Origin of the sequence: Cohaesibacter celericrescens, assembly GCF_002866925.1 — a bacterium.
Lineage (GTDB): Bacteria > Pseudomonadota > Alphaproteobacteria > Rhizobiales > Cohaesibacteraceae > Cohaesibacter > Cohaesibacter celericrescens.
Window position 1 is genome coordinate 430,673 of record NZ_PKUQ01000016.1, and the last position, 17,588, is coordinate 448,260.

16 protein-coding genes and 1 tRNA gene are annotated in these 17,588 nt (G+C 48.5%); 4 read left to right on the top strand and 13 right to left on the bottom strand.

What is annotated here, in order from left to right:
• Positions 1 to 8: 8 nt before the first annotated feature.
• From C0081_RS09895 to C0081_RS23690, 6 genes are all read right to left on the bottom strand, one after another.
• Complete coding sequence (locus C0081_RS09895; RefSeq protein WP_101533626.1) at positions 9 to 785, bottom strand: TatD family hydrolase; 777 nt, start codon at positions 783 to 785, stop codon at positions 9 to 11.
• 4 nt (positions 786 to 789) lie between these two features.
• Entirely contained in the window at positions 790 to 2,346 is a 1,557-nt protein-coding gene (metG, locus tag C0081_RS09900; protein ID WP_101533627.1) for a methionine--tRNA ligase, read from the bottom strand.
• Positions 2,347 to 2,564: 218 nt separating this feature from the next.
• Positions 2,565 to 3,641 (bottom strand): DNA polymerase III subunit delta', encoded by a 1,077-nt coding sequence (locus tag C0081_RS09905; protein WP_101533628.1) that lies wholly within the window; start codon positions 3,639 to 3,641, stop codon positions 2,565 to 2,567.
• Positions 3,642 to 4,331 carry a dTMP kinase gene (tmk, locus tag C0081_RS09910; RefSeq protein WP_101533629.1) on the bottom strand — a complete coding sequence of 230 codons (690 nt, stop codon included), beginning with the start codon at positions 4,329 to 4,331 and terminating at the stop codon, positions 3,642 to 3,644.
• Positions 4,332 to 4,477: 146 nt separating this feature from the next.
• A complete protein-coding gene (locus C0081_RS09915) occupies positions 4,478 to 5,647 on the bottom strand; it encodes a D-alanyl-D-alanine carboxypeptidase family protein (protein WP_101533630.1) in 1,170 nt (389 codons plus the stop codon).
• 193 nt (positions 5,648 to 5,840) lie between these two features.
• On the bottom strand, positions 5,841 to 7,082 hold the full coding sequence (locus C0081_RS23690; protein WP_101533757.1) for a septal ring lytic transglycosylase RlpA family protein: 1,242 nt from the start codon (positions 7,080 to 7,082) through the stop codon (positions 5,841 to 5,843).
• Positions 7,083 to 7,514: 432 nt separating this feature from the next.
• On the opposite strand from C0081_RS23690, the gene C0081_RS09925 reads away from it, so the two are divergent.
• Positions 7,515 to 7,604: transfer RNA gene (locus tag C0081_RS09925), tRNA-Ser, on the top strand.
• 572 nt (positions 7,605 to 8,176) lie between these two features.
• Here the strand turns inward: C0081_RS09925 and argE are convergent.
• The 4 genes from argE to C0081_RS09945 all read right to left on the bottom strand — a co-directional run bounded on the left by argE (position 8,177) and on the right by C0081_RS09945 (position 12,434).
• A complete protein-coding gene (gene argE, locus C0081_RS09930) occupies positions 8,177 to 9,370 on the bottom strand; it encodes an acetylornithine deacetylase (RefSeq protein WP_101533631.1) in 1,194 nt (397 codons plus the stop codon).
• Complete coding sequence (locus C0081_RS09935) at positions 9,367 to 10,857, bottom strand: tripartite tricarboxylate transporter permease (RefSeq protein WP_101533632.1); 1,491 nt, start codon at positions 10,855 to 10,857, stop codon at positions 9,367 to 9,369. Before C0081_RS09935 ends, argE begins: the two co-directional genes overlap by 4 nt.
• Positions 10,858 to 10,870: 13 nt before the next feature.
• Positions 10,871 to 11,371: a tripartite tricarboxylate transporter TctB family protein gene (locus C0081_RS09940; protein WP_101533633.1), complete on the bottom strand. Its 501-nt coding sequence runs from the start codon at positions 11,369 to 11,371 to the stop codon at positions 10,871 to 10,873.
• Positions 11,372 to 11,456: 85 nt separating this feature from the next.
• Positions 11,457 to 12,434, bottom strand: coding sequence for a Bug family tripartite tricarboxylate transporter substrate binding protein (locus tag C0081_RS09945; RefSeq protein ID WP_101533634.1), 978 nt, complete (start codon positions 12,432 to 12,434; stop codon positions 11,457 to 11,459).
• A 129-nt stretch (positions 12,435 to 12,563) separates the two neighbouring features.
• Between C0081_RS09945 and C0081_RS09950 the strand changes: the two genes are divergently transcribed.
• The 3 genes from C0081_RS09950 (at position 12,564) to C0081_RS09960 (ending at position 15,109) form a co-directional block, all read left to right on the top strand.
• Entirely contained in the window at positions 12,564 to 13,475 is a 912-nt protein-coding gene (locus tag C0081_RS09950) for a LysR family transcriptional regulator (protein WP_101533635.1), read from the top strand.
• A 248-nt stretch (positions 13,476 to 13,723) separates the two neighbouring features.
• On the top strand, positions 13,724 to 14,044 hold the full coding sequence (locus C0081_RS09955) for an ArsR/SmtB family transcription factor (protein WP_245417905.1): 321 nt from the start codon (positions 13,724 to 13,726) through the stop codon (positions 14,042 to 14,044).
• A 24-nt stretch (positions 14,045 to 14,068) separates the two neighbouring features.
• Positions 14,069 to 15,109 carry a permease gene (locus C0081_RS09960; protein ID WP_101533637.1) on the top strand — a complete coding sequence of 347 codons (1,041 nt, stop codon included), beginning with the start codon at positions 14,069 to 14,071 and terminating at the stop codon, positions 15,107 to 15,109.
• A 97-nt stretch (positions 15,110 to 15,206) separates the two neighbouring features.
• On the opposite strand, the gene C0081_RS09965 is transcribed toward C0081_RS09960, so the two are convergent.
• The 3 genes from C0081_RS09965 to C0081_RS09975 all read right to left on the bottom strand — a co-directional run bounded on the left by C0081_RS09965 (position 15,207) and on the right by C0081_RS09975 (position 17,587).
• On the bottom strand, positions 15,207 to 15,653 hold the full coding sequence (locus C0081_RS09965) for a hypothetical protein (RefSeq protein WP_146006433.1): 447 nt from the start codon (positions 15,651 to 15,653) through the stop codon (positions 15,207 to 15,209).
• 162 nt (positions 15,654 to 15,815) lie between these two features.
• Positions 15,816 to 16,298: a hypothetical protein gene (locus C0081_RS09970; protein WP_146006434.1), complete on the bottom strand. Its 483-nt coding sequence runs from the start codon at positions 16,296 to 16,298 to the stop codon at positions 15,816 to 15,818.
• A 218-nt stretch (positions 16,299 to 16,516) separates the two neighbouring features.
• Positions 16,517 to 17,587, bottom strand: a complete 1,071-nt coding sequence (locus C0081_RS09975; protein WP_101533640.1) for a BMP family ABC transporter substrate-binding protein — start codon at positions 17,585 to 17,587, stop codon at positions 16,517 to 16,519.
• Position 17,588 lies beyond the last annotated feature (1 nt).

Consider the following 17,588-nt stretch of genomic DNA (forward strand, 5'->3'; position numbering starts at 1 on the left):
TGCCTATTTTAGCGTTTTGCTTTGCTGAATAAGCGGAAGAAATTATCGGTAGTGATATTGGCTATCTCATCGATCGAGACGCCTTTTACTTCGGCTAGCATTTCAGCAGTATGGGCCACATATGCCGGTTCGTTCCGTTTGCCTCTATAAGGCATGGGCGCCAAATAGGGTGCGTCGGTTTCTACTAAAAGCCGATCCATTGGTACATCTGCGACGATGTCGCGAATATCCTGACTGCGTTTGAAGGTCAGGATACCGGATAGAGAAACATAAAGCCCCATATCGACGGCTCGCATGGCCAACTCTCGGCCGGATGAGAAACAATGTAAAAGTGCAGGATAGGTCCCCTGCTCCATTTCATCCGACAAGATTGAGATCATATCTTCGTCAGCATCACGGGAGTGAATGACCAGTGGTAGCTGGGTCATTCTGGCTGCTTTGATATGGGTACGCAGCCCTTGTGCCTGCGCTTGTCGCGGGGCATTGTCGTAGAAATAGTCCAGTCCAGCTTCTCCGATAGCCACGCATTTGGGGTGGTCTGCCAACTTGGCAATGTCTTCTGCTGTAAAGTCCAGTTCCTGATCAGCATTGTGGGGATGGGTTCCGACGGAACAGAAGATATTGTCGTAGCTTTCTGCGATGGCCTTGATCTGGTCAAACTTGCAAATGTGGGTGCAAATGGTGACCATGTGACCCACACCTGCCAATTCTGCACGGCGGATAACATCCCCCAGTTCATCCTTAAAATCAGGAAAATCCAAGTGGCAGTGGCTATCAACCAGCATTGTTTTATGCCTCGTCTTCTAATTTTTCAACATAGCGTGGAAAGACCGGACTCGGTTTTTCAATCGGTGTGCCCGGTGCAAGGCGGTTGCCTGCACCCAAAGCGCTAAAGTCGCGCTTGTTAGCATTGAGTGCGAACAGGTCGAGTAATTTCGCCGCGGAATCCGGAATGAATGGTTGTGCCAGAATGCCGACCTGCCTGATGATTTCGGCCGTGACATAAAGCACGGTTTTCATGCGTTCGGGATCATTCTTACGCAGGGCCCATGGTTCTTGCGCGGCAAAATATTTATTGCACTCTCCAACCGTATCCCAGATGGTTTCAAGCGCTTTGTGGATCAATTGTTTATCCATGAAGTCTTGGCATTTTTCCAGCATCGCGTCTGCTTGCGCCAGCATCGCCAGATCTTCGCTGCTGTAGGTACCTGGTGCTGGTAAGGCATTGTCACAATTTTTGGCGATCATCGCCAATGAACGGCTGGCAAGGTTGCCCAAGTCATTGGCAAGATCTGCGTTGGTCCGGTTGACAATGGCATCATGGCTGTAGTTGCCGTCCTGTCCGAACGGGACTTCGCGCATGAAGAAGAAACGGGTCTGGTCTAACCCATACTCTTCGATCAAGCCAAATGGGTCGATAACGTTGCCGACGGATTTCGACATTTTTTCGCCGCGGTTAAACAAGAAGCCATGTGCATAGACGCGCTTGGGTAAAGGAATGCCCGCGGACATCAGAAAGGCAGGCCAATAAACGGCGTGGAACCGAATGATGTCTTTGCCGATGATGTGCGTGGCATTGGACCAATAATTCTGGAATTTATCACCATCTACATTGGGGTAACCCAATGCGGTGATATAGTTGGTCAATGCATCTACCCACACATACATGACATGGTTGTCAGTACCGGGAACAGGAATTCCCCAGTCAAATGTCGTGCGCGAGATCGATAAATCGCGCAAGCCCCCTTTTACGAAACTCATCACTTCGTTGCGGCGCTCGCTGGGGCCCATGAAATCAGGCTGACCTTCGTAGAGTTCAATTAATTTGTCTTGATATTTGGATAGACGAAAGAAATAGCTTTCTTCTTCAGTCCATTCTACTGGGCTGCCTTGCGGACCGTAACGCACACCGTCTTCTCGTTTTTCAGTTTCATTCTCTGCATAAAAAGCTTCATCGCGGACGGAATACCAACCAGCATAACTATCAAGATAGATGTCGCCAGAGGCTTCCATGGCTTTCCAGATGGCTTTGGAGCTTTCATAATGACGAGCCTGCGAGGTGCGGATAAAGTCATCATTGGAGCAGTTCAATGCCTTTGCCATTTTTTCAAAAACCGGCGCATTTCGGTCTGCTAGCTCGGCGGCGGTCATGCCAAGCTTTTCTGCAGTTTGCTGCATTTTTTGGCCATGCTCATCGGTGCCGGTCAGAAAGAAAACATCATACCCGTCCAGACGTTTGAAACGCGCCATAGCGTCGGTCGCCATCATTTCATAGGCATGCCCAATATGAGGGGCGCCATTGGGATAGGAGATCGCTGTGGAGATGAAAAACGGTTTCTTTGTCATGCCTGTCGTCGATTTCTCAAGGTCTGGGGTTGGATTTACTTTGGTCGTTGCGTTTGCTGTTTAAGGCTGTGAAACTGCAGACACAATTGCCTAAAATTCTTTAGTCGTTGTGCGCGAAGGTGCCGGTTTCGTCAAGGATTTTGTCTTAGTTTAGTGGACAGGATGCAAATTGACGAACAAAAAACCTGAAAGGTGTCCTGATTAATCAGGGCTTCTCTTTATTGCCCATTGGATGCCTTGGCCAACATGCGCATTACATCAATGGTTGTTTGTTTCTTGTCTAGGTTAAAGGTGCGTGTTTGTTGGATCATTTCATCAGCTTTATCCCAAGCTTGGGCCAATGGGTAAAGCTCTTTTGCTGTCGCGCCAGTATTGCGGCTTGCATGGTGCAATTGGTGCGACAAATACCGATGAACCAAATCCGAAAAGCCTGCAAATCTCTGTTCTTTGCCACGTTGGTTCACAATGTCTGCAAAGGCGTTCAGGCTTTCATAGTCGGGGTTGAATGGCGGGGCCAAGAGGCGCTCAAAGGCGCGCACCAAGATGAGGCCGTCATCCGACTGCAATTCAGCTGCCTTGCGAAGAGAGCCATCACAGATTTCGCTAAGTTGTGAAACGATTTCGCCTTGCGCAATGTCAAGTGAGGCAATCGCATTGCTTAATTGCGGATTTTCAAGCGGCGACATGGACAGCCGACGGCAGCGAGAGCGGATTGTCGGCAGTAGTCTTCCAGGTGCGTGTGAAATTAGAAAAAATACCGTACGTTTCGGTGGTTCTTCTAGGATTTTGAGCAAAGCGTTGGCGGCATTGCTGTTCAATTCATCTGCCGGATCTACGATACAGACCCGCCAAGTGCTTTCACCTGCAGTTGAGCCAAAAAAACGCACGGTTTTACGCACTTCATCAACGGTAATTTCTGTTTTGTATTTTTTCCCCTTTTGGTCATAGGGGCGGTCAATCACCAAAAGATTTGGGTGTGCCAAATTGCCTGTAAGGCGCGCCGCATGGCTATCAGGCCGGACATCCATATTTGAGGGCTTATGATCGCCCAAAAGCCCCGGGGTTTCTTGTATGCCTTCATTGAAAATGAACCGGGCAGCCCGAAAGGCGAATGTTGCTTTGCCAATGCCCTTTGGTCCGGTTAACAGCCAGGCATGATGCATTTTGCCTGTTTGCCACGCGGACAATAGATCCTTCTCGACTTTTTCATGACCGAAAAATTGATGCTGCTGATGAGGTGGAGCCAAATTGTCTAAAGCGTCAAAGACTGGGATCTCATGATCTGTCTCGGCCATCTAGGCTTCCTTTTCATTCTGCAGGAGTGCGGTCTGCCCCTGCTCTTTTAATAACAATTCCCGTTCCACGATTTGCCAGATATCAAATGAAATTTCATCCACTGTTTGTGAAGCGTCGATGACTTTGCATCGAGCTGGGTCTTGACGAGCCAGCTGCAAAAAGGCGTTGCGCCTGTTTTTGTGAATAGAGAGATCTTCACGCTCAAATCTGTCGGCAATTTCGCCTTTGGTTCTGCGTGTGTTGGCTCGATTCATGCCAATTTCTGCACGCAAATCCAGAACAAAGGTGAGGTCCGGACGCAGTCCATCTATTGCGATCCGCTCCAAAATGTCGACCAATCCTTGTGGAACATCGGTATGTTCGCCCTGATAAATGCGAGTTGAGTCCATGAAGCGATCACACAACACCCATTGGCCTCGATCTAGAGCTGGGCGAATTTTTGTATCCACATGATCGGCGCGGGCCGCTGCGAACAGAATGGCTTCGCCTCTGGGGCCGATGCCCAGTTTTTCTGCTGCGCCAGAAAGCAAGACATGACGCACAGCTTCTCCGCCTGGGGAGCCGCCCGGTTCTCTGGTTTTTATGCAATTGATGCCTCTTGCGGCCAATCTTTCCGTTAGAAGACGAATTTGGGTGGTTTTGCCCACCCCTTCTCCGCCTTCAAAGGTGATAAATTTTCCGCGCTGCATGTGCGACTCGTTCCTAAGTGGTCGTTGCTGTGAGCATCATACGCAAATGCGCGCCGGATGCACTCTTTCGGAATCCATCTGCGCGCATTCTTATCTTTACTGTGAATATTTAAGTAGGGCTATGTCTGCTCAACATCACATTACGTCTATAACCACCCCAACAGCAGTTGTTGCAATCCATCCAGTGCTCGCTGTGTGATTGTTCCCTTATGGACGGCATGTCCAGTCACGAGCGGGGACTCCAAAATCAACTTGTCATCGGACCAGATTTTTAGAGTCGCCACTTCAGTGCCTTCTTCAATTGGCGCTTTCAGCGGGCCTTGATAATAGATGCGGGCCTTCAGCGCTCCTTGGTTGGAACGCGCCATGAATAAGCTGATGGGGCGTTCACTGACCAGCATCACTTTTGATTGGTCGCCGCCGTGCACACTAGCAAATTCAATTTCTTCATCTACATCGTATATGCGTTGAGATGTGAATGCACGGAACCCCCAGTTTACGATTTTACGAGCTTCTTCGCGACGTTCTTTTTTTGATTTCATGCCGCTGAGAACGGCGATTAGGCGCTGATCACCGCGCATCGCTGAGGCAACGACACCGTATCCGGCCGCTTGTGTATGACCTGTTTTAAGTCCATCTGCCCCTTGTGTGAAACCGAGAATCGGGTTGCGATTCTGCTGGGTGATGCCATTCCAAGTATATTCAGGGATGGCAAAATAGTGATAGTATTCTGGATATTCATCAATGATATGTCGCGCAAGCACCGATAAGTCACGCGGTGTCACATATTGACCATCAGCGGGCAATCCGGTGGAATTGGCAAAATTTGAGCCGGTCAAACCGATTTCTTTTGCACGACGGTTCATGAGCTGGGCGAAGGTTGCTTCATTGCCAGCCATACCCTCTGCAACTGCAATACAGGCATCGTTACCCGATTGAACAATGATGCCATGCAACAAGGCATCCAAAGGCACCATTGAATTCAATTTGGCAAACATCGTTGAGCCACCGGAGTTGGCCCCACCCTCTCGCCAAGCAGTTTCTGAAATCATGAATTCATCATCAAGAGATAATTCATTGTTTTTTAGCGCATTGAAAACCACTTCAATGGTCATCAGCTTGGCCAGCGATGCTGGCGGCATTGGTTCGTCTTCTTTTTTAGAAAACAGGACAGAGCCACTGGCCCAATCAATCAAAAAGGCCTGTTTTGCCTTGGTTTGATAAATCTGAGCCAAGGCGCCTTGTTCAAAAGCAAAAACCGCAATTGTGGCTAATATGATAAAAACAAATGGCTTCTTAATATACGCGTTGAGCATCCATCCCCCTCCCAACGTTACACAATAGATTGATCGCAGTTTGTGATATAATTGCTTTGTGTTTTGCTTAAATGGGCAAAATCAAAGCAGCCTTCATTCCTGTCGATACTACATGGCAAGCTCGAAAAGGAAAAGGAGAGTGTTGACACTCTCCTTGCGTTTTCGTTGATTTTTTTAGGTTTTTATTGCGATTTTAGCCGTTGGCAAGGCCAAGCCGTTTTTTCATTGCTGTAAGGTCGCTCGGTTGTACGCCGGATTTGAGTTTTACGATCCGTACGATCGATAACCCATTTGGCGCACGCTTCACTTCGACTGCGGCAATGGATGCAAATTCTTCTGCTAAGCGGAGAGCGTAGTTTGGTTCAAACGCGCCAATGTTGCTTTGATGAGCTTGATCCGCCGAGTTTGCTGCAGCAGCGCCCGACTTTACAGTGGCTTTCTGAACTTTGCTTTTAAGTGCCATGGCCAGGTTTGAGGTTTTGCGATCATCAAACTGATTTGCGATTGCTTGGTGACCTGTTTCAATGCGTAAAGACATAGCTGGCGTGTAGAAAAGCTGAATAGGCGCCATTTTAGCAAGGTTCATTGATGTCGCCAAATCTCCAGATGGTGGGAAATATCCGTCTCCAACCAGATCAACAGGCGCCCAACCCGATATGGGGGCCGAAGCCACCTGCGTAGTGTTGGGTGTTTCGTTTGACGCGAACCCTGATCCAAGCGCAGGTACATGGGCCATCAAGAAGTTGGAGTCTTTTTTCTTTTGCGGTTTTGGGGCGGCAGAAGCCATCATGATCTCTGGTGGTGGCGCGCGATGTTCGCCTTCTTTGGGCACGGCTTTGAAATCGTCGCCGATACGCTGCCCTTTCTTGCGATAGGAAGCTTCCAGATAGGGGGCATCCTTTCCATCCATCCGCGCTTTGCCTAGGTATTTTACGCGCACATCAGTGATGCCGTCATTCTTGAAGGACAACACCTCAGCCACACGTTTGGACAAGTCAATGACTCTTCCATGGGCATAGGGACCACGGTCATTGATGCGAACGATCACGGATCGACCATTCTTTAAGTTGGTCACTCGTGCATAGGATGGCAGGGGCAACGTCGGATGGGCCGCTGTTAGGGTATTCATGTCAAAGATTTCGCCGTTGGCCGTCAGGCGACCATGGAAATCGTCGCCATACCAAGACGCTTTTCCGGTTTTGATATAACCCTTTTCATCTTTGGGGACATAGGTTTTGCCAGCAACCTTATAGGGTTTTCCGACTTTGTAATGTCCGCCACCCTTACGGAATTCGTTTTGTTTGTTTGCTACCCTTACACTGGCCGATACACCATATTTGGGGTCAAACTTGCCTTTTTTTGACGATGGCGAGGGCCCCGACCCTGAACAGGCCGTCAGCAAAACACACAGAGTGCCAACTGTCGCAATTGGCATGCTGCGCTTTCGCATTGTGGAAGCAAAAGAAAGAAAGTGTTTGCCCATGTAAGGGGTCCATTTTGTCAAAATTTGCTCGTCAACAAGACTCGCATGATTAAACGGCGGGCCGGTTACATCGCCGATTAATGTAAAGTATCAAGGTTAATCATACAAGCTGCACGCGTTAAGTAGGATCGTAAATCGTAATTGATTGTTATTCATGAATCAAAATCAATTTACCAGCCATTTCCCCGCTTTCTCATCCACATGGTAAAGGATTTATGAAGAGTGTTGGCTATGGGACTTTAATGATGTGCGGTGTTTTGTCTCGTTTCTGCCAAAAATTTGAAACGATGCAATGGATTTTTCAACAGCAAAACAGAATGTCAAATTCTAGGCTTGCATTTGATAGAGAATAACGGCAAAAGGGCGAGCAACCACAATGGACCTGGAGAGGTGGCAGAGTGGTCGAATGCACCGGTCTTGAAAACCGGCGAGCGTGCAAGCGTTCCGTGGGTTCGAATCCCACCCTCTCCGCCATATACTTTCTTTGCAATTCAATTTGATTTTTGTCTATAGTGAATCTGTTGGATTTATAGGCTCAAAAATGAGTCTGACGCAGCAAAGCCCTATAGTATTGGCAGATGTAGTCCGGTGTGATTTCCTTGATATATAATGTATCGTAGCTCAGCATTGCGCGGGTTTTCAGTCCTCCGTTCACGCTTAGGCGTTTGAACAGAGACAACCGACTTGAGCATCATTGTTTTATGATTGTCGCCGCGATGCGTTATGAAGTTGATCCTTGCAGCGTAAAATTCTGTTTTTTAATTTTTAGATCTGAGTGTTCTGGATACACCAAATGAACGTCCAAAGCGGGTTCTGATCGAAATACGACTGCCTCATAACCGTGAGCTTTAAGTATCGAGGCCTGCAATGGTTCATCATTTTGGTCGATATGCCAAGGCGGTAAGCAGAGATTGCGTGGGGCAACCTTGTCTGGGCTGGGGAACCGTGTCCGTGACAAACATGGTGCGCAGAGCGAAGAGTGAGAAGTGAAGAGCCCTCTCCTCTCTGCGTTGAAGATTTCATCTTACAATGCTTCTGTTTTTGATCTATTTAGATACTTCTGCTGCGACCAGATCTAAAAACGACAAGCATTGCTCTATCTGAGAAATAGCAACAAATTCGTTTGGTTTGTGAGCCTGTTCAATGGAACCGGGTCCGACGATTACCGAGGGAATGCCACCAATGGTTTCGAACACGCCACCTTCTGATCCATAAGAAACTTTACCGCCCAGTTCAGGCATGATGTGGGCTAGTGCTTGAAAACCCTCGCTTTGGCGAGCATCACCCATGGCGGGATAGGAAAATATCTCTTGCCACTCAATTCCTCCGGCGACGGATTTGCTGCTCACTCTTTTGGCAACTTCGGCATCGGCAGACGCCAGCAGTGCGTCCATATCGGGTCTTGCGTTTTCTTCAAGAATTGAGCGCAATTCGAACGTGAAGCTGCAAGTATCTGGGGTTACATTGGTTGCCACACCTCCCTTTATCATCGTCACGAGCATAGTGGAATGCGGTATGGTGAATTCCGGATCAAACGGTCCCTCTTTTTCATACTTCACGCCGCGCTTTTCTATCAGATCAATGACATGGCCAGCCAACTCAATTGCGTTTAAGTGTTTGGGTGAAAAAGACGAGTGACCAGAGCTTCCTTTGACGTGGGCCCGCATTGCGATCTTGCCTTTTTGGCCCGTGATCAGCTGCATATTGGATGGCTCTCCAATGATTGCCAGCTTGGGAGGGGTATCGAGAGAGGCCAGATATTCTGCAATCGCAGGAACACCAAGGCACCCTACTTCTTCGTCATAGGAAAAGCAGAGATAAACGGGCTGCTGTAAATTCTTCGAAGCCAAAACCGGCGCTGTTGCCAAAACACACGCAGCAAAGCCCTTCATATCGCAGGTTCCCCTGCCAAAGAGCAGGCCGTTGATTTCGTTGACCTCAAAAGCAGGTGTCTTCCAGCTGTCTTCGTTGGCGGGCACTACATCAGTGTGACCTGATAGTACAATACCAGCCTTATCTGATGGTCCAAAGCGCGCAACAAGATTTTGCTTCTCGCCTGTTTGGTTAGGGAGAATGGTCAGCTCGGCGCCAAGCTCTTTTAGATAGTCTGCCATATAGGCAATCAGTGCGAGGTTTGAATTTTTTGAAACAGTATCAAAGCCCACCATAGCTCTGAGATGAGCTTTGGCTGCGTCCAGTCTGGGGTGACTTTGAGGGTCTGCGAACGCATTCTGACTCATGACCGAGAGGCCTTTCTATCTTTTGATTTTTTTAGCTCCCGATGGATTGTCAAACCCGTTACGAATATGATGAGAACGGCAAATATCCAGGTGATCGGGGACGATAACAGGACCGTGGGGTCACCACGGGAAATAGCCAGTGCACGGCGCAAATTTTCCTCGATCATCGGACCGAGAATGAAAGCGATGAGGAAAGGAGCGGCTGGAATACTGAAAAGCATCATGCCAAATCCGACGACCCCCATGATCAACAAAATGGCAACATCGAACATACTCGAAGAGATCGAGTAAATGCCGAATAGGCAGAGCAACAAAACTGCGGATGTCAGTAGGGTTTGCGGAATGTGCGCAACATGCGAGAACATCCGCATCGTAACCTTTCCGGCAAAAAACAGAAATGTTGAGGAAAACAACATGCCGATAAACAGCATATAAATTTCATGTTGATTGGTTTGGAACAGAAGTGGCCCCGGTGTCAGGCCTTGGATCATAAAGGCTCCCAGCATAACTCCGGTGATGACATCGCCGGGCACACCCAATGCCAGTAGAGGGATCATCGTCGCGCCGCAGGCACCATTATTGGCCGATTCCGAGGCGGCAATGCCTTCAAGCTCACCCTTGCCGAACTTCTCGCCATTCTTTGAAGATCGTTGTGCTTCACCGTAAGAAAAGAAGGCCGCAGCAGAGGGACCAATGCCGGGGATGGCACCAAGGACAACACCAATCACGCTGCCGCGCGTGATGGACTTGATGGAGCCTTTGAACTCAGAAAATGAGACCCGTTGATCCCCTAGCTTGGCAGCATCCATTATCGGACAGGCACGAAAAACGACGAGTTTTATCAGTTCAGGTAGGGCAAAAAGTCCAATGAGTACGGGGGCAACCGAGAGGCCGCCTTGCATTTCATCGGTGAAAGCAAAGCGGAATGAGCCATACATATCCTCCCCTGCTGTCGCGAGCAACAGTCCCAACGCGGCTGAGATTAAGCCCAGCAGAAGTGAGTTACCCGACACACCTGCGACCGTAGTCAAAGCGAAGAGCATAAGCATGAAATATTCTGGCGGCCCGACACGCAAGGCCAAAATGGCAAGGGGGGCGGCCAGAAAAATTAGCGATATATTGGAAACAAAGTCGCCGATAACAGAAGAATAGAGCGCCATGTTGAGCGCTTTGCCTGCCTTACCCTGTTGGGCCAAGGGATATCCATCAAGGGCTGTACAGGCTGCGGATGCCGTTCCGGGGGTTTTGATCAAAATTGCGGAGACAGACCCGCCATAGGTTGAGCCTTTGTAAAGAGCAACAAGCAGCAAGATGGAGGGAACTGGATCCATATAAAATGTAAAAGGCAACGCCAGAGTTACTGCCATGGTGCCAGTCATGCCGGGAATGGCACCAATGATTACGCCACCCCAAATACCGGCCATCATAACCAGAAAATTTTCTAGGGTCGCAACAGCCTGAAAGGCCAGAAGAATATCATTCGTCATTGGTCATATTCTCCTAGAATCCAAAGGGTTTGGTGAGAAGCCCTTTGGGGAATTGTGTGCCCAGAGCCATGTTGAAAATATAAAGCAGGAGGATCGGTCCAACGACTGTGATAGCCGCGGCCCAAATGCGGTAGGACCGTTCGCCAGTCAGCAGAATGGTTGTTCCAATTAGGAGAATGGAACCAATCAGGAAGCCGATATAAGGCACGAGTAACAAAAACAGGCCGAAAAGTGTGATCAAGCCTAGAAAGCGCTGGAGCTTGATTTTGATCGGGGCGCCGTCATGTTCCAGAGCTGTTTCCACCACGGCGCGTTTTGGGTCAAGGAAAGCACCGATAACAGCGACGCAACCAAGAACTATACCGATGATTGATACTGTGAAGGGCCACATATCAGGTGGTGGGGCAAAACCGGGAATGAAGGAAGGGCGTGGGACATAGATCGGTATCAAAATAAATGTCACTACTGCAAAGAATGCAACGGTAAACACTCCGCGCCATAAAGCCTTGTTCATATTCACATCTCCGCTCAAGCACTTCTCGCGAAAACTCTATCGCGAGAAGTGTTCTTGAATTCATGCTTCCACAGCATTTTGAATTTTATTTTTCTGCAGGAAGGTAGCCAAATTTCTGAGCCATATCGTGGAACAGATTGTATTGCTCCGCCGCATAAGCTGGCATGTCGACTGCGGCAACAGTCGAGATGGAACCGCGACGCTCTGCAAGGGTCAGCCAAGTTTCGTCTGTGGAGACTTTCTTCATAACTTCACTCCATTTCGCAAGGACATCTTCAGGCAGTCCTTTGGGAGCATAAAGAGCACTCCAACCGGTTACTTTACCAGCTTGAGCGAAACCGAGTTCGGCTGCAGTGGGGACGTCTGGCAATTTTTCCATACGTTTAGGAGCAAAAACCATCAGTGCTTTCATCGCGCCGCTTTCGACATGTGAAACCAATGAACCGGCTGAGACGGCTAGGAAGTCAACATGGCCACCAAGCAATGCCGTTGCCAAAGCGCCACCACCTTTATAGGGGACGAGCGTTGCAGCAGTCAAAGGATCAAGGTCATTGTCAGACAGCAAGGACTGGACGGTAAAACCGTCAATGGCAGTTGCGCCAGATGCTGCATATGTCATTGAACCATTGCTGGATTTGATAGCGGCTATCAGTTCTTCAACGCTATTATAGGGCGCATCGCCTTTAACGGCGAGGATCATTGGTGTGGCTTCCAGAGCACCAACAAAGGTGTAGGAGTCCCAAGGCACAGCTGAATCTGGGCTGACGGCCGGACTTAGCGCCATACCAACGCGCGCAAGAAGCAATGTATAGCCATCAGGGTCAGCTTTGGAGACAAAGCGTGCGCCGTTCATGCCACCTGCGCCCGGTTTGTTCATGACGGTAACGGGTTGCCCCAGATAAGGTTTGGCGCTTTCAGCCAAAGCACGTCCAGCCAAATCAGATGCTCCACCTGGGCCATAAGGTATTACAAGTGTAACAGCTTGATCTGGATAATCAGCAGCTTGCACCGAGCCTGATATCAGGGCGGCGGCAAATACAATTCCTGTCAGAAAGGATTTCATTATTCCCTCGCATATTAGGCCGGGTTCCGGCCAAGGTTGGTGATCAATTCAGTTTTTCACGGCATTATTATTTTGACAAGTATTTTGATTTACTATTACTTTTATGAATACTGAGGAGAGGCGCTTGTTATGGTGAAGTTGCGAGAACTCGAGGCGTTTGACGCCTATATGCGGCACGGAGGAATGCAGAAAGCTGCGGTGTCGATGGGGCTTCGGCAACCAATGGTGAGCCGTCTATTGACCTCGCTTGAAGAGCGTGTCGGTTTTGAACTTTTTATTAGGAGTCGCAATAGGTTAACCCCTACTCCCGAGGCCTTCCAGTATCATATTGCGGTGGTGAGGACGCTTGCTTCTTTTCGTCATATTCGGGAAGAGGCCGTAGCCATTGCCAATAAACAAGTGGGCAATTTGGTCGTCGCTGCCCAGCCTATATTCTGTGATACTTTCTTGTTGGATCTTGTGGCGCGTTTCAATCTCAATCATCCCAAGGTCAATGTACGAATTATTGATGCCGGAATGGAAGAAATTTCGCGAATGATCAGTGATCACAGCTGCGATCTTGCGCTTGGAATCACTTTGAACGGAGATCTGTTTGGCGCTTCGGTAACACCTCTTGCTCGTTGTGAGGCTGTCTGTATTATGCCGGCTGATCATCCGCTAACCCATGAGAATGTCGTTTTTTTCCCTCAATTGTTGAATGAGAAGTTCGTTGAACTTGCCCCCGGCAGCCCCCTAAGAACCCGCGTTGATTATTTGATGCAAGATGTCGAGTTAAAACGAAACATTGTCGCAGAAATGCGCCATTTGCGTGGGGTAGTGAATTTGGTTGAAAGGGGGCTAGGCGTTGCAATTGTTGACCCCGTGGCTTGTCAGCTCATAAATGCTCAAAAAATAGTCACTCGCCCGTTGTTTCCCAAAATTCACTGGGATATTGCTCAGTTTATCCCCAAGGAATATAAGCTGAGCAGGTTGGGTAAGGCTTTTTCCGACGAAATTGCTCTCGAAATAGCTCACCTTAAAGGCAGCGGCATCATTCTTTGAACAGAACCATGTGTTTCTCTAACAGGCAAATTGGTGTTTTATATATGGATACTTGTTGAATTCGTCGACTTTACGGGCGGCATTTTCCATAAAAACGCACCTTTCAGGGGAAAAATATTCCCTTTTAATCGTCAATGATCCTTTGATTTTTTGAAACTTTTTAAAGCGCCTTGGTTCAAGGGGCGTTAGACCGACTTGACTTGCAGTCTTAATAACTATAAAACTAGTTATATAGATATGGAGTGTAGATGATGAAAACAGAGCTTGCCTCTCAAGGGTTTGCATCAATGGGGTCTGAAGCACGTCTTGCCGTGCTTCGGTGTTTGGTGCGGGCTGGATCAACGGGTTTGAGTGTGGGTGATTTACAGGAGCGAACCGGAATAGCTCCCTCAACTCTTGCCCATCATCTTAAATTTCTGACTGATGCGGATGTCATCCTTCAGGAAAAGCAAGGTCGGTCTGTTGTCAATCGGGCCAATTACGACCGGCTGCGCGCATTGGCTGCTTTCATTTTAAGTGAATGTTGTGTCGATGAAACTCTTTTAACTGATGAACAGACCGGTCTTTGAAACCGGTCCAACTGAGGACAAAATATGAGTGAATTTGCTGAACCAGATCAATCCTCTTGGCGGCAATCTCTGAGCACGCTGCAATCTCCCTGGACCATTGTTGTTCTGATTCCTGTGATGGTTTCTATTTTGGATTTTTCCAATCTGGTGCCGGTGGTGGATATTGCCGTTACGGCTTTTCTGGGAACGGTGCCGGTCATTGCATTTGCGGTGTTTCTGATTGCCTATTTGAAGGCTGCGGGTGCAGAGGCTGTCATTGCCGAGGCCTTTAAGGGCAAAGAGGTCCGGATGATCTTTTTGGCCGCGCTGTTGGGTGGGCTGGCCCCGTTCTGTTCGTGTGAGGTTATTCCCTTTATCGCTGGCTTGTTGGCTTTGGGGGCACCGCTGTCTGCTGTTATGGCATTTTGGCTTTCCTCCCCTCTTATTGATCCCCCTACTCTACTGATTACTGCGTCTGTGCTCGGGTGGCCGTTTGCGGTTGGTAAGGCCATATCCGCCGTGGCGTTGGGATTGTTTGGCGGTTTTATTGTTTCATACGTAATGAAAGCTGGCTTGCTAACCAGCCCGTTGAAACAAAATTCGGTTGGCTGCTCTTCTTGTGGCTGTGGTCCTTCGCCTTTTTCAGGCAAACCCGTCTGGGCGGTATGGAAAGACAATAAGCGCAAGGATGTGTTTGTGGCTGAATTGAAAACCAACGCACTGTTCTTGGTCAAGTGGTTGGCGTTGGCCTATATGCTGGAAGGTTTGTTGATTACGTATGTACCCGCAAGCGTGATTGCCGGTCTTGTCGGCGGAACGGGCATTGGGCCAATTGCTATCGCTGCTGTTGTTGGCATTCCGGCCTACCTTAACAGCTATATCGCGCCACCGCTTTTGGCCGGTCTGATGGAACAGGGGATGAGCGCTGGTGCTGCCATGTCCTTTATGGTGGCCGGTGCCGTCAGTTCGATACCGGCAATGGCCGCTGTTTGGTCATTGGTCAAGCGCGCTGTCTTTGCCTTGTATATTGGGCTGGGTATCACAGGCGCCATTCTGTCAGGCATCGTGTTCCAGTTGGTGGTTTGACTGTCGACAAATTTTGATAAGGTTTTTCAGTCTAATGCCCCAAATTTGCTGGCTTGCATTTTGGGGCATTTTGCATATCTGATTGATAGTCTAGCCTTTATTGACTTCTCGCGTTTGAACCATTTCGTTTAAGCTTGCCCAAAGATCCTTTTGGGCCATACCAAAGAGAACAGTGAAATTCTCTACCGCTACCAGGTGCCCCGAAATGGGTACTATAGCGTTTGGTCCAAGCATTTTTAACGCCTGGCTTTCCTGGTTTCCATTCCATTTGACCAAAATAGGCAAAGACTGTCCAAGCACGCTTTTCCTTGTTCGGAGCTGCCTTGAAGGTAACCTCAGGTTTTAGCATTTTTCCGGCAGATGGAGAGTTCCGACAGCTCATGCTTGTCGGAATCTGATCACTTTTCTGCATTTTTTTGATAGCGGATTGCGCGCCTTTATGGCCTTCTGTATAGACCATTGCTCTCCGAGCGCCCTGAGCGCTAGGTGCGCATACCATAAATACTAACCCCATGATTGATAACAGATTCATTGTGCGTTTCATGAACAATTCCCTTCAATTTCAAGTTGAAATACTAGATCATGATGCTTTTGAATTTTCAATCATTGGAAACACAAGTCCACTAAAAGATAGGCTGAGCCTGTTCAATAACGGGTCAGAGGTTCCTCGCTTGAGGCTTGGATGGTGATGCGGAGCAAAGATGCTCTATTTTAGTGCCTTGCGCGCTAACTCTAGCGTTTCGAAGAGCTTATAACTGCTGCAAGTCTCGCTGGTGCTGTCGCTATGCATCTTGGTCAGTGTGGCGGACAGGGCTTCTACCACTTGTTCCAGTGCATGGCGCTGGTTTCCGTTGGACCGTGTCAGTTCTTCATTTAATGCAGCTTGATCTTTTGCAAAGGTTTGTAAGTCATCTAAACTGCTGTTTTGTGTCGTAATGCGTGCTGCAGCGCGTTCAAGTTTTTCTTGCATTTTAGCATCAGCATAGCCCAAATTTCCTTGTTGCAAACAGCTTCTGATGTAGTGGGCCTGTGACCGCAATTCTTTTGCTAGGTGAGTCATTCTTCTGCTCTCGTCGTTCCTGTTGAGCAGGAAATTGTCCCAATGGCGACCTTCCTGTTCGCGAGCTACACCGATGCTCGATATTGGTTTGCGGTCGAGGTTTGGTTTAGAAATCCAATGTTTGGCCACTGGTGCTCATTATTTTATGAGCTTTTTTCGACTGTATGTGAAGTGTTATATTCGCACATCTAACCTTGCGGTATTTCATAACGCATTGTTACGGAAGCATAAATACGTATTATCTTGATGTGGTTGAGCCACGTATCTGTCAAAAAGCAGGCACAAAAAAGCCCCCGATTATTGTTTCGATATCGGGGGCTTCTCTCGTTTGGTTTTATGTCTTAAAATCAGTTTTTAGGCAGCTTGCCGTCAACGCCTTTGACATACCAGTTCATGCCCAACAGAGCGCCATCATCAAGGGTTTCACCTTCTTTGACCGCTTCTGTACCATCCTGTTTAAAGATTGGGCCGGTGAATGGCTTGAGAGTGCCAGCTTCAATGGCTGCTGCTGTTTCTTTAGCCATTGCAACAACGTCTTCAGGCAGATTGGTGTAATCAGCCATTTTGACCATTTTTGCGTCAAAACCACCCCAAGTGTCTTGGGATTTCCAGGTTCCGTCCATAACAGCTTTAACACGGGATACATAATAGTCGTCCCAAACGTCGACGATTGCGGTCAACTGATTGTTGGGAGCAAATTTGATCATGTCAGATGCTTGACCAAAGCCCAATACACCACGCTCAGCTGCAAGCTGCAGAGGTGCGGCGGAATCTGTATGCTGGGTGATGATGTCTGCGCCCTGATCGATCAAGGCTTTGGCTGCGTCGGCTTCTTTGCCTGGATCGAACCAGCTGTTAACCCAGATGACTTTGATTTTCATGTCTGGATTAACGGACTGTGCACCCAACAGGAATGCATTGATGCCGCGTACCACTTCTGGAATCGGCACAGAACCAATGTAGCCAACAATGTTAGATTTGGACATTTTGGCTGCGATCTGGCCAATGACATAGCGCCCTTCATAGAAGCGTGCTGCATAGGTAGACACATTATCAGAACGTTTGTAGCCCGTTGCATGTTCGAATTTTACGTTTGGATATTTTTTTGCAACTTTGAGAGTTGGGTTCATGTAGCCAAAGGACGTGGTGAAAATGATGTCGTTGCCAGAACGAGCAAGCTTTTCGATCACGCGCTCGGCGTCTGGTCCTTCGGATACGCTTTCAACATAAGTGGTTTCGACTTTGTCGCCGAATGCTTCCACGATGGCCTGACGGCCTTGATCGTGCTGATAAGACCACCCCATATCACCAACTGGTCCGACATAGACAAAGCCGACTTTGGTCTTGTCAGCAGCCTGTGCCATTCCGGCCGTAAGGCCGAGTGCTACGGCTGCTGCCGCTGCTAAGAATTTACGCATT